The following is a 13,116-nucleotide window of genomic DNA, read 5'->3' on the forward strand; positions in this document are numbered from 1 at the left end:
AGCAGGTTGTCAATAGAGGGGGCGCTGCCAGGAGACCTACATCGGAGGCGGCGACAACGGTGATGTTGAGAGCGTGCGAGATCAGGGGTGTCTTGCTACAGCCAGACCGTGAGTCTGTGGCGGAAGGCGACAACTGACGAGGCGCCCGAGCCCTGAAACATACAGCATTTGACTTTGGCCCACGAGCCCTCTATTTCTCAACTAGTCCATGAGCCTGACCATGCTGAGCGTTTCCCTCGCCGCGCGGCCCTCTATAGAATAGGACCCCTGTGCAACCGGACCCTTTATTCTTCCGAGATCTCGCCACCGTCTTTCTGGCCGCTGTCGCAGGCGGCGCCCTCGCGTGGATTGCGCGACAACCCCTCGTACTCGGCTACGTGCTCGGCGGCATCGCCATCAGCCCCTTTACGCCGGGCCCTTCCGTGTCCGATCTCCATACGTTCGATTTTTTCGCCGAGATCGGCGTCATCCTGCTGATGTTTTCGATCGGGTTGGAGTTCTCGGTCAAGGACCTGATGCGGGTCAAATGGGTCGCCCTGGTCGGCGGCCCCCTCGGCATTCTCCTCTCCATCCTGCTGGCTATCGGCGTCGGTAGCCTGATCGGCTGGCCCGTGACGCAGAGTATCGTCATCGGAGCGGCGATCTCCATGGCGAGCACCATGGTGTTGGCTCGCCTACTGCTGGACCGCGGAGAACTGCACTCCCGCCATGGACGCGTCATGATCGGCATCACGCTGGTCGAAGATTTGGCCGTCGTGGCAATGACCGTACTCGTGCCCGCGCTCGGCACATTCGAATCGGGACGGCTCATCTTGATCGGCCAAGCCCTGCTGAAGGCCTTGCTGATTTTGGCTCCCTTCGGTTATCTGGCGGCCAGGGTGATCCCCCCTCTCTTGACGCGTGTGGCCAGAACCCAGAATCGGGAGCTCTTCCTGCTCGTGGCCCTGGCCATCGGTCTGGGGACCGCGGCGGTGACGCAAATGGTCGGGCTGTCGCTCGCACTGGGGGCGTTCCTGGCCGGCTTGATCATCAGCGGGTCCGCATATGGACATGAAACGTTGGCCCGCTTGATTTCCTTGCGTGACGCTTTCGTCGCGCTCTTCTTCGTGACCATCGGCATCTTGATCGATCCGCACGTCATCCTCGACAACCTGTCGTTGCTCGGCACGATGATCGGCTTAATCATGGTGGGAAAGCTGGTGATTTGGACCACGGTGGTGCGGTTCTTCGGCTATGCGTTTTCGACGGCGATCCTCGTGGGCATCGGCCTCACGCAGATCGGGGAATTTTCATTCGTTCTGGTGCAGGTGGCGAAGGCGGCGGGACATGTCGGTGCCGAGGTGTACAACGCCACGCTGGCCGCCTCACTGCTGACGATTCTGCTGAACGCCGCCCTGGTGCGCTACGTCCCCGAGTGGTTGGGCAAACGCCGCTTGGCGCGAGACCCTCGACTCTCGGTATCGTGGGCGGCTGAGCAGGAGATTCCTCCGCAGCATGTGGTGCTCTGTGGCTTCGGGGAGGTCGGCAACGCGCTGGGGAAGGCCCTGGAGGAATTCGGAGTTCCGTACCTCGTCATCGAGCGAGATCCGGATATCGTTCGGCGGCTCCAGATTCGTGGCACCCCTTGCCTATACGGGGACGCCTCTCATCACGAACTGCTGACGCAGGCCCGAGCGGCGGATGCGTCGCTCATCGTCGTGGCCCTGCCCGAAATCGAAACGGCTGCGCTGACGATACGCCGCATCCGCAGCCTGAATCCCCTCGTCCGCATCTTGGCCCGCGCACACGGCCAGGCAGAAGCCGAAAAATTGGCGGCCGTGGGGGCGACCGAGCTCATTCAGCCGGAAGTCGAAGCGTCGGTGACGCTGATCCGCCACACCTTGGATTGGTTTGCGGTGCCCAAAGATCGAATCTGTGAGTACGCCGAACGGTATCGCGCCTCGGTGGATCCCACAGGTCCATCGGATGGGTCCGCGCAACCATCTGCTGAGCCGACTGGTGATCGAAAGGACGACATTGGAGCCACCACCAACTGACGAGCAGGAGCACTGGCATGGCCGCGCAGTCGCGGAGGTGGTGGCATGCCTGCACACTGATCCTCGCCGCGGGCTAACGGTCGAGGAGGCCGCACGGCGGTTGGCCCAGCATGGGCCGAACCGTCTGCCTTCTCCAGCGAGACGGTCTGCCTGGGTCCGGTTCCTTCTACAGTTTCACAATGTCCTGATCTACATGATGCTGGCGTCCGCAGTCGTTGCGGGCCTGTTGAGCCACTGGATCGATGCCGCGGTCTTGTTCGCCGCCGTCGCGGTCAACGCCGTCATCGGCTTCCTCCAAGAGGGGAAGGCCGAAGAAGCGCTCGATGCCATTCGCAATCTGCTGTCCCTCCGCACGACCGCGATCCGCCAAGGGGAACGCATTCAGATCGCGGCCAAGGACCTGGTGCAAGGCGACCTCGTCACCCTGGCATCCGGCGACAAAATTCCGGCGGACCTTCGCGTGGTCAGCGCCAAAAGCCTGTTCGTCAACGAAGCGATCCTGACGGGCGAATCGGCGGTCGTCGAAAAGTCGCCCGCCGCAGTGCCGATCGAAGCGCCGCTCGGTGATCGCCGCTGCCTCCTCTATTCCGGCACGTTGGTGTCTTCCGGACAAGGCACGGGCATCGTCGTGGCAACGGCGAGTCGGACGGAGTTGGGCCGGATCAGCGTCATGTTGGAAGACGTGCAGGAGATGACGACTCCGCTGGTCCGGCAAATGGCGGCCTTCAGCCGATGGTTGGCCGCAGCGATCGGCCTCATCGCCGTGAGCACCTTCTTCACCGGGGTGCTCTGGCGCGGCCACTCCGCCGACGACATGTTTATGATGGTGGTCGCGCTGGCCGCTTCGTCCATTCCCGAAGGGCTTCCCGCCATCATGACGATCACCCTGGCGCTCGGCGTCCGACGAATGGCCACCCGCAACGCCATTGTCCGACGCCTCCCCGCGGTGGAAACCCTGGGATCGGTCACGGTGATCTGTTCGGATAAGACGGGCACCCTGACCAAGAACGAGATGACGGTGCAGTCGATCCTCACCGGCAAACTGACCTTCGACGTGAGCGGTGCCGGCTACGTTCCCGAGGGCGGCCTGCACCTGGACGGAGCGGTGGTTTCCCCCGGCGCCCACCCAGAGATCGCGGAACTGGCCAGAGCCGGTGTGCTCTGCAACGATGCGTCGTTGCGCCACGTAAACGGGACCTGGCAGGTGGAGGGAGATCCGACCGAAGGCGCCCTCTGCACCCTGGCCGTGAAGGTCGGCCTGGATCTGCTCGGTGAGCGAGAGAACCGGCCCAGGGTGGATGCGATCCCCTTCGAGTCGGAGCATCGATTCATGGCCACCCTGAACCACGACCATGAAGGGAACCGGTTTATCTACCTGAAAGGGGCGCCGGAACGGTTGTTCGGCATGTGCACCACCTATCGTGCCGGGAGCCTTGAAATCCCGATGGATCGAGCCCTCTGGGACGAACGAGTGCAAGCCACAGCCGGACGGGGAATGCGCACCCTGGCGATTGCCCTGAAACGAGTGTCCGCCACACAGCTGGACCTGCGGTTTGAAGACGTCGACGGCGGTTGCACACTGCTCGGGCTTCTGGGAATCATTGATCCGCCGAGGGAGGAAGCAACGGCCGCCGTCGCGGACTGCGCCTCCGCCGGCATCCGGGTGAAGATGATCACCGGCGACCATGCGGAAACCGCTCGTGCCATCGGCGCCCGCCTCGGCATCGGGCAGGACAAACCGGCCATGACCGGCAGTCAAATTGAGCAACTGGACGACGAGCAGCTCCGTTTGGCCGTGTCGGATCTGGACGTGTTCGCCCGCACAAGCCCGGCGCACAAGCTGCGGCTGGTCGGCGCGCTCCAGGCCTCCGGGCAGATCGTGGCCATGACCGGCGACGGAGTCAATGACGCCCCGGCCTTGAAACGCGCCGATGTCGGCGTGGCGATGGGCCTGAAGGGGACCGACGCCGCCAAAGAGGTGGCCGATGTGGTGCTTGCCGATGACAACTTCGCCACGATCAGCGGCGCCGTGCGGGAAGGGCGAGGCATCTATGACAGCATCCGCAAGTTCATTTTGTTCATGCTGCCGACCAACGGGGGAGAAGCGCTGGTCGTCACGGCGGCAATTCTGTTTGAATGGACATTGCCGCTCACGGCGGCACAGGTCCTGTGGATCAACATGGTCACGTCCAGCACGCTGGGGCTTGCCTTGGCGTTCGAACCTCCGGAATCGGATGTGATGGAACGACCGCCGCGCGATCCCCAAGCGCCGCTGCTGTCCTGGTTCTTCGTTTGGAGGTTGGCCATGGTTTCCGCCCTCATGATGACCGGCGCCCTCGGCCTCTTTCTGTGGGAGCTGGACCGAGGTGCCGGCATCGAACGAGCACGCACCATCGCGGTCAGCGCCGTCGTAATGGCGGAAATGTGGTACCTCCTGAATAGCCGCTATATCCTGCGCCCTGTGTTCTCACGAGAGGGGTTGTTCGGCAACTCCTATGTCTGGATGGTCATCGGCGCCTGTGCCTTGCTTCAGCTGGCCTATGTCCACACGGCTCCGCTGCAGGCCGTGTTTCATTCGACCGACCTGAGCCTGGCGGAGTGGGTGCGGGTACTGGTGGTGGGCCTGTTCGTCTTTACGATCGCGGAAACTGAGAAGGCGATCATACGCAGAGTGAGTCGGCAACAGGCACCGCCTCAAGCCGCACGCTCGGGCACAGCGTCATTCCCTTCCCAACGGGAGCATCACCGATGAAGACTCTGACTTCGATCCTCGCGGCCACAGACTTTTCTGAGCACGCCCGGACTGCCATCGAACGCGCCGCCCTCCTCGCGAGGGAGCAGGAGTCCGCCCTCAGGCTGCTACACGTCATCAGCAGCTCCTCCCTGGACGATCTGCGGAACATGATGCGGGGGTCGGCTGCCGTCGAGCACTCGGTGCTCGAAGAGGCGCGCGTCTCGCTTCACGACACAGCAACTATCCTGACCCGAACAACCGGGGTGACCGCAGCAGAAGAGGTGGCGACCGGTCAGGTCATCGCGACCATCCGCACTGCCGCCGAAGAGGCCGACCTGCTGGTCCTCGGAGCCCGAGGCACCAACCCATTACGCGACCTCCTGCTCGGGACGACGGCCGAGCGCCTCCTCCGGACGTGCCGACGTCCAGTCCTGGTCGTGAAACGTGCGCCGAAGGGGACCTATGGGCGAGTCATCGTGCCCGTCGACTTTTCATCCTATTCCGCGCCTGCGCTCGCGGTGGCCGGCCTGGTGGCTCCCCATGCGCACATCAGTGTCCTGCATGCGTTTCGTGTGCCCTTCGAAGCCAGGCTCCACATCGCCGGCGCAACCGACGACACCATCCGACGATACTGCGACGAGCAGCGACAGGAGGCCGCCCGGCACATCGACCGGCTGATGACCCAATGCCTACCTCATGTGCCGCGGCAGACCTGCCTCGTTGAACGAGGCGATCCCTCTCCCGTCATCCTTGCCCAGGCGCAGGCCCAGTCTGCGGATCTCATCGTCCTCGGCAAACAGGGCCAGTCGCGGGCCGAGGAACTATTGCTTGGCAGCGTCACCCGCCATGTTCTGGCCGGATCAACCTGCGATGTCCTGGTGGTGTCGCCATGAAAGCACCCGCGCGCGCAACACGCACCCTGCTCCTCGCCGTCGACTTCTCGAGGCCTGCCTCCCGTGCAGTGCCGTATGCCATCAAGCTCGCGTCGATCCTGAACCTGAGCCTCACCGTCGTCCATGTGCTCCAGGCGCCACCCGGCTTTACGTCCTGGAGGCCTGCCACCCGCCGCTCACTCGATCCGCTCAGGACCAAAGCCCTGCTCGAATTAGGCCGTGTGGTTCGCTTTGCGAACGACCATCAGGTCGCGGCTGAATACACACTGCTCGCCGGGGTCCCGGAAGAGATCATCCTGCAGACTGCCGATGAAGTCCGGGCCGCCCTCATCGTGATGGGAACGCACGGTCGATCAGGACTGGATCGACTCAAGTTGGGAAGCGTCGCAGACGCCGTGCTCCGTAGGGCCCACTGCCCGGTATTCACCATCCACGCCGCAGCCGGCGGCCACCCCGCGGTCCATCCACTACGCCTCAACCTGGGCAGAATTCTGGTGGCCACGGATTTTTCTCCCTCATCCGAAGCGGCGCTTCGACACGCTGTCGAGCTGGCGAAGCTGTTGCCTGCAGATGTCCTGCTACTTCATGTCGCCGACGCGGATTCAACGGAGACAGGAATCGAAGAGAAATTCAGCCAAGCCCTCTCCGCCTCCCAAGCCGGCGATAGGGTCGGAGAACAGCTCCTGCTGCACGGGGATCCCGCCGCGGCTATCCTGGCTCATGCCACACGCACGAAGGCGCGGCTCATCGTGATGGGGACGCAAGGTCGTCGAGGCATGAAACGGCTGCTCCTGGGTAGTGTGGCAGAAGCGGTGATTCGCGGCGCACGCTGTCCGGTACTGGTAGTCAGGAACGGCGGACGGTACCGACGCTTGGCTCGTCCCGCACCGCCTGGACCTCGACACTAGCCCGGACAAGAGGGCCCACTGCGATCGCTTCTCCTGCCGAGCCGGTGCCGATCCAGAGGTAGTAGAGAACCGGGATCACCAGCAGCGTCAGAACCGTCGACGCCCCGACTCCGAACAACAACGACACCGCCAACCCCTGGAAGATCGGATCGAGGATGATGACGAAGGCGCCGACCATCAAGGCCGCCGCCGTGAGCAGAATCGGCCTGGTCCGGATGGCGCCTGCACGGATGACCGCCTCCAGCAGCGGCACACCTTCCGCCTCCTGGTGTTGGATGAAATCGACCAGGAGAATGGAGTTCCGCACGATGATGCCGGCCAAGGCGATGAACCCGATCATGGATGTGGCGGTGAAATAGGAGCCGGTCAACCAATGCCCCGGCAGGATACCGATGAGGGTGAGCGGAATCGGCGCCATGATCACAACCGGCGTCAGGAACGACTGAAACTGCGCCACGATCAGGAGATAAATCAACACCAAAGCCGCCCCGAATGCCAGGCCCATGTCTCGAAACGTTTCGTAGGTGATGTGCCATTCGCCGTCCCACTTCATGGCGAATCGCTGCTCCGACCAGGGCTGCACCGCATAGTGCTGCGCCAGACTGTACTCCTCAGGCAAGGTGAACTGCTCCAGTTTCTTGCCGATACCCAACACGCCGTACACCGGGCTCTCGCCCTTCTCCTGACCGGTCATGCCGACATCGGCCACTACATAGACGACCGGTTTGAGATTCTTATGATAGATCGTCTTCTCCAACACTGTCTGCTCGACGCGGATCACTTCCGAGAGCGGCACCATCGAGCCGGTGGCGCTCCGCAAGGAGAGTTCTCCCAGATGTTCGAGGCCGGTGCGTTCGCTGATCGGCAGTCGTAACATCACCTGCACCGGTCGTTTCTCTTTCGGCAAATGCACGAGGCCGACATGGGCGCCCTCCAGCGCCAGTCGCAGCGTCTTGACGATTTCCTCAGACGGAATTCCGGCCAGCGCCGCCTTGGCACGGTCGACGGTGAACACATACTTCACCTGATCCGCTTCCAGGTAATCGTCCACGTCCACGACACCGGCCGTCTGTTCGAAGAGGCGGCGCACGTCGCGGGCGATCGCCAGTTGGCGTTCGTACTCCGGCCCATAAATCTCCGCCACCAAGACCGACTGCACCGGCGGCCCGGGCGGCACTTCGACCACCTTCACGTTGGCGCCGTACTGCCGGCCGATCTGTTGCACGGCGGGACGGATGCGTTGTGCGATCTCGTGACTTTGGGCTTGCCGCGCTTCCTTAGCCACAAGGTTGATCTGAATGTCGGCTTCATGCGGCTGATCACGCAGGTAATAGTGTCTGACCAGCCCGTTGAAATTGAACGGCGACGCCGTACCGACATAGGCCTGGTAATCGCGCAACTCGGGGATCGTCCGCACGTACTCCGTCACCCGTTTCGTCACCCTGGCCGTCTCCTCCAACGTGGTCCCTTCCGGCAGGTCGATCACGAGCTGCAGTTCGCTCTTGTTGTCGAACGGCAACATCTTGACCACCACGTCGCGCGTGTAGAACAGGAACACCGACCCCACGAGGAACAGGGCGATCACGCCCAGCACCAGATAGGCCAACAGCGGATGGGACAACACGGGGGCCAGCAACCGTTGGTACAGGCGGTAGGTCCAGCCTTGTTCCGATGCCTCTTCGCCGGCACCGTGCATGGTGACGCCGGGGCGGTAGCAGGTCTGGCAGAACCAGGGAATGACGACAAACGCGACGAGCAGAGACACGAACATCGCGATAGACGCATTCACGGGGATGGGCCGCATGTACGGCCCCATCAGTCCGGAGACGAACGCCATCGGCAACAGCGCTGCAATCACGGTCAGGGTCGCCAGGATGGTCGGATTGCCGACCTCGTCGACGGCGACCAGTGAGGCCTCGCGATGCGGATGCCGCCTGAGCGTCAGGTGCCGATAGGTGTTCTCCACCACGACAATGGCATCGTCCACCAGGATGCCGATGGAAAAGATCAGGGCGAACAGCGTGACCCGGTTGATGCTGTAGCCGATGAGCATGGAGACGAACAACGTCAACGCAAGAGTCAGCGGGATCGCAATCGACACGACGAAGGCCGGGCGCAGCCCCAGTGTCAATCCGAGAAACACCACCACCGCAACGACGGCGATCAGCAGATGCCAGAGCAGTTCGTTGGCCTTCTCGTCGGCGGTCTCTCCGTAATTGCGCGTGATCGTGACCTGCACGTCGGCGGGAATCACCGTCCCCTTCAGCTCTTCGACTTTTTGAATCACGCCGCGGGCGACGGTCACGGCATTGGTACCGGCCTGTTTCGCGATGGCCACGGTGACCGCGGGGGATTCTTGCGTGAGGCGTTCCTCGTGAGGCGTCTCTCGCAATCCCTCCTGCGATTCACGTGTCACAAGTGGTGAGCGACTCTCCCCTGGTCGCTCACCATGCCACACATAACTCGTCGTCTCGGTCGGCCCATCGGTGACGTCGGCCACCTGCCGCAGATAGACGGGGCGTTGCTCGTTCACCCCGACGACCAGGGTCTCGAGATCATCCTTGGACCGAATGAATCGCCCGGTTTCAACCAGGAAACTTTCGTTCCGGCTTTCGAACCGTCCCGTGGGCAGCGCAAGATTCTCGCCCTGAATGACGCCTGCTACACGCAAGGGCGTGAGGCCATAGGCCTTGAGGCGCGTGGGATCGATCTGAACCCGCAGCTCGCGACTGCGCCCGCCGACGATGAACCCTGCCGCCGTGCCCGGAACCTTCTTCGCATCTTCCAATACCTGATCGGCCAGTTGCCGGAGTTGGACATCGTCGTACCTGGCGCTCGACAAGGTCAGCGTCACGATCGGCACATCGTTGACGTCGCGCGGCTTCACTTGAAACGGGAGGGCACCCGGCGGCAACAGGTCCTGGTTCGACATCAACTTGTCGTAGAGATCCACCAGGCTCTGCTCCATCGGCTCGCCCACGTAGAACCGCACGATGATCAAGGCGCCGCCTGGGCGGGACATGGAATAGACGTATTCGACGGTTTTGATCTCGGAGAGTTTGCGCTCGATCGGCTTGGTGACTTGCTCCTCGACCACCTTCGCGGAGGCGCCGGGAAACGGCAACCAGACATCCGCCATGGGAACGACGATCTGCGGCTCCTCCTCGCGCGGCGTCAGCAGAATGGCGAGGAGCCCCAGCAGGAGCACGCCGATGATGATGAGGGGGGTCAGTTTACTGCCGACGAAGAGCGCGGCGAGGCGGCCGCTTGGTCCGAGGCGGGGAATCGTCATCGGTCCCTCATTCCGCTCGCAGTGTCGGCAGGGCCGCCGCTGTCACGTCCTGCACCAAAGCCCCGTCCTCACCCTTTGTCGCGTCGGCGATGATCCGTTCGCCGGCAGTCACGCCCGACAATACTTCAATCCCATGCTCCAACGGACGTCCCAGTTTGACCCACCGCAAGCGCGCGACCTGATCCTGCTCGACGACGAACAGACCGGCCAGCTCGCCTCGTTCGATGAGCGCCGCTTTGGGAACCATCAAGGTGCGGCTCACGCCCCGCTCCAGCCGCAGCCGGCCGAACATCCCGGACTTCACCTTCGGCTGCTTCGGCAACTCCACCTTCATCGTAAAGGTATGGGTCTGGGGGTCTCCGGCCGGCAGGATCTGCGACACCATTCCCTGGAGCGGTTCTGGTCCCAGCGCATCAATGACGACTGGGATAGACGCGCCGACCGTGACCAGGCCCACATCACCCTCGGCGACCATGGCTTCCAGCCGAAGCCGCGTGGGGTCTTCCATCCTGAGTAACGGCTGCCCGGGGGATGCCAATTCACCCACTTCGACTTTCTTCTCCGTGATCACGCCGTCGAAGGGCGCTTTCACGACGGTGTAACTCAATTGGGCCAGCACGGCTTTCCGCCCTGCCTCCGCCACTCGAAACGCGCGCGTGGCATTTTCCAGCTCCTGCTTGGAGACGGCATCTTTCTGATACAAGTCTTCCATGCGCTTGCGTTGCGCATCGGCATTGTCGAGCTCTGCCACCATGCGCGCCAGCTCGGCCTGCAGATCCCGATTGTCCAACACCAGCAACGTCTGCCCCTTGCGCACGGGACTGCCTTCCCGAACCAACAACTCATTGATGGTGCCCTGAATGCGGCTCGCCAGGGTGGCTTGATACAAGGCCGTCACCTGTCCCGTCACCTCGACGCTGACGGGCACCTCCCCGACCTTCACCTCGACCACCGGCGCATGGATGGTGGGACGGACCGCCATCGTCGGCGACCCTGCCCCGGGCTTGGACGATTCCTCCCCCTGTCCGCACCCCCCAAAGGCCAGGACGATCAGCGCCATCCACCAGACTGTCCTGCTGCTCTCGTTACTCCTGGACACCAAGCCTCCGTAACAGCGCCATCATGGGACACCAGCCGGTAAACGACGACTGGATCAGATTCGCGGCAACAAACGCCGCAAAATAATTGTATGCGGGATGGACCGTCGCCCCCAGCACCACCGAGGCCAACACGAACACCCCAGCGATCAACCGCAACCAATCATTGAGTTTCATCTGTGCACCTCCTTCCTCACCCCGTAGGAGTCCCCCCGGGGGGAAAGGATTCGCCGGAACCAGGGATTGTCTGGCGGATCAAAGACTTATCACCTTCTCCCGTGAGCGTCAAAACCGATATTGCCCACCGATGGAGACAATGGTGTCCTGAAAATCCCTGAGGACATTCGTGGACGTCCGCTTCCCGTACTGAAAGGACAGCATGGCCGTTGCCGCCGTAGACAGGTGATACCGCAATTCGGCGATGCCCTGGTGCGTAGCATCGAAGCGATCCACATGGGTGTCGCCGGTGATGCCGCTGGTGAAGGTTTTTCGTCGATGCACGTAGGTCAATCCGAGATCCCATGCTCGATTGAAGCGAAACTCCGCCCCAGCCGACACCATATGCAAATAATAGGACACATCATCCGCAAACTGCGTTTGCTCATGACCGTCGGCCAAGCCACGTTCATAGAGATAGGTCAGCATTAAGCTCAACCAGTCCGTCGCCTGATAATCGAAGCGCGGGCCGATCGTCCAAAACTTCGTATTCCGCTCCGCGAACGATTCGTTGTACCGCCGGAGGCCGAAGCGACCGATGAACGTACCGGTCAGGCTCTCGGTGAGGTGCCGTTCGAGTTCAGCTCGCCAATGGTGCGAACTGACACGTTCTTCCTGGATGGATCGGGTGCCGGTGCGCCGCTCGAAATTGGGGCCGAGAAAGAGGTTGGGCACATAGCGATAGCGCATCAGGACCGACGTGGCGCGATCGAGCGAGAAGCGGTCCTGAATGCGGTAATCGGCATGATTGAAAATGGGATTGTTCGTGTAAACGGCTCCCTGCGCCTTCACCGACAGTTCATTTTTCCCCTGCGCTGTCGGCGTGGAGTGAATCACCTCCAATGCCGGTTCCCAAATCACATCCTCCGGCTTCTCAGCCGACACCACGGTCGGCTGCGAGGGATCTTCCGTCAAACGAAGTCGCCGGGCGGAGGAAAACTGAAAGGCGTCAGTTGTATAACTGGTCTTCTGTTCGGCCACTGCCGACCATTCGGCCTGCGCCGGCCCATCCCAGGCTGCAAGTAGAGACCCGCCCCCCAACGAGCACAGGGTGCGCAACAGGAGGTGTAGGAGAGAGTGACGCCCTGGTCTCATCGAACGATCTGGAATCCGGCCAGCTTGGCCACATTGACCACGATGAGGATCATCGCGATCGTGACCGTCACGATGGCGGTGATTCTGCTCATTGTCGTCGGCGAGAGCCATGCTCCCACCCGCACCCCCACAAGCATGCCCGAAAGACTGCCCAGCAGCACCAAACCGGTCAACGGCCAATCGATCCGGCCGAATTGCAGGTGGCCGATCACGCCGCTGAGGGAAATGAGTGAGATGATGGTGAGTGAGGTCCCGATGGCGACCCGGGCTGGGAATCCCAGCACGACGCTCAACGCAGGCACAACCAGGAAGCCCCCGCCGACTCCAAACACACCATTCAACGTCCCCACCACCAACCCGATGGCCCCGACTTTGAGCCAGCAGGTCCGGGGGAAATGCGTCGCACAACCGTCCTGCTGTTCGGTCTGGTTCATGAGCGCGCGCTGACGAGAGATGAGGGTGCGAGTGAGGAGCAACAGGAGGCCGAAACAGATCAGCAAGATCTCATCAGGCACGAGATGGTGGCCGAACGCGCCGGCCCAGGCTCCTGCCATGCCCGTCCAGCTGAACGCAGCGGCCGCTTTGGGCTTGACCAATCCGTGACGCCCGTATTCCCAGGCGCCCAGCAGCGAGGAGGTCGCCACGATCATTAAGGACATGGCCGCCGCCTGCCGCACGGGGATGCCTGCAATATAGACCATCATGGGCACGCCCAGGATGGCACCGCCTGTCCCGGTCGCCCCCAGTTGCAGGCCCATGGGCACACCAGCCAACACGGCACGGACCGCCTGGTCGATCATGCGAGAGCCTGCCCCATCGTCGTCACGCGATACCTTATTTTCACG

At 62.5% G+C, this 13,116-nt stretch carries 9 protein-coding genes; 4 read left to right on the top strand and 5 right to left on the bottom strand.

Features of this window, described 5'->3' with window-relative positions; translation table 11 throughout:
• Positions 1-269 precede the first annotated feature (269 nt).
• The 4 genes from KJA79_RS14725 to KJA79_RS14740 are packed head-to-tail and all read left to right on the top strand — an operon-like array spanning position 270 to position 6,571.
• Complete coding sequence (locus KJA79_RS14725) at positions 270-2,036, top strand: cation:proton antiporter (RefSeq protein ID WP_213042805.1); 1,767 nt, start codon at positions 270-272, stop codon at positions 2,034-2,036.
• Positions 1,966-4,788 carry a cation-transporting P-type ATPase gene (locus KJA79_RS14730; protein ID WP_213042806.1) on the top strand — a complete coding sequence of 941 codons (2,823 nt, stop codon included), beginning with the start codon at positions 1,966-1,968 and terminating at the stop codon, positions 4,786-4,788. The genes KJA79_RS14725 and KJA79_RS14730 overlap by 71 nt, the downstream gene beginning before the upstream one ends.
• Entirely contained in the window at positions 4,785-5,663 is an 879-nt protein-coding gene (locus KJA79_RS14735) for a universal stress protein (protein ID WP_213042807.1), read from the top strand. The genes KJA79_RS14730 and KJA79_RS14735 overlap by 4 nt, the downstream gene beginning before the upstream one ends.
• Positions 5,660-6,571: a universal stress protein gene (locus tag KJA79_RS14740; protein WP_213042808.1), complete on the top strand. Its 912-nt coding sequence runs from the start codon at positions 5,660-5,662 to the stop codon at positions 6,569-6,571. Before KJA79_RS14735 ends, KJA79_RS14740 begins: the two co-directional genes overlap by 4 nt.
• Here the strand turns inward: KJA79_RS14740 and KJA79_RS14745 are convergent.
• The 5 genes from KJA79_RS14745 to KJA79_RS14765 form a co-directional block, all read right to left on the bottom strand.
• Positions 6,510-9,863: an efflux RND transporter permease subunit gene (locus KJA79_RS14745; protein ID WP_213042809.1), complete on the bottom strand. Its 3,354-nt coding sequence runs from the start codon at positions 9,861-9,863 to the stop codon at positions 6,510-6,512. The genes KJA79_RS14740 and KJA79_RS14745 overlap by 62 nt on opposite strands.
• A gap of 7 nt (positions 9,864-9,870) precedes the next feature.
• Positions 9,871-10,923 carry an efflux RND transporter periplasmic adaptor subunit gene (locus tag KJA79_RS14750; RefSeq protein ID WP_213042810.1) on the bottom strand — a complete coding sequence of 351 codons (1,053 nt, stop codon included), beginning with the start codon at positions 10,921-10,923 and terminating at the stop codon, positions 9,871-9,873.
• Between the two features lie 25 nt (positions 10,924-10,948).
• Entirely contained in the window at positions 10,949-11,137 is a 189-nt protein-coding gene (locus KJA79_RS14755) for a YgaP family membrane protein (protein ID WP_213042811.1), read from the bottom strand.
• A 108-nt stretch (positions 11,138-11,245) separates the two neighbouring features.
• Complete coding sequence (locus KJA79_RS14760) at positions 11,246-12,235, bottom strand: hypothetical protein (RefSeq protein WP_213042812.1); 990 nt, start codon at positions 12,233-12,235, stop codon at positions 11,246-11,248.
• A gap of 32 nt (positions 12,236-12,267) precedes the next feature.
• Complete coding sequence (locus tag KJA79_RS14765; protein ID WP_213042813.1) at positions 12,268-13,071, bottom strand: sulfite exporter TauE/SafE family protein; 804 nt, start codon at positions 13,069-13,071, stop codon at positions 12,268-12,270.
• Between the last annotated feature and the right edge of the window lie 45 nt (positions 13,072-13,116).

This window comes from Nitrospira defluvii (assembly GCF_905220995.1).
Lineage (GTDB): Bacteria > Nitrospirota > Nitrospiria > Nitrospirales > Nitrospiraceae > Nitrospira_A > Nitrospira_A defluvii_C.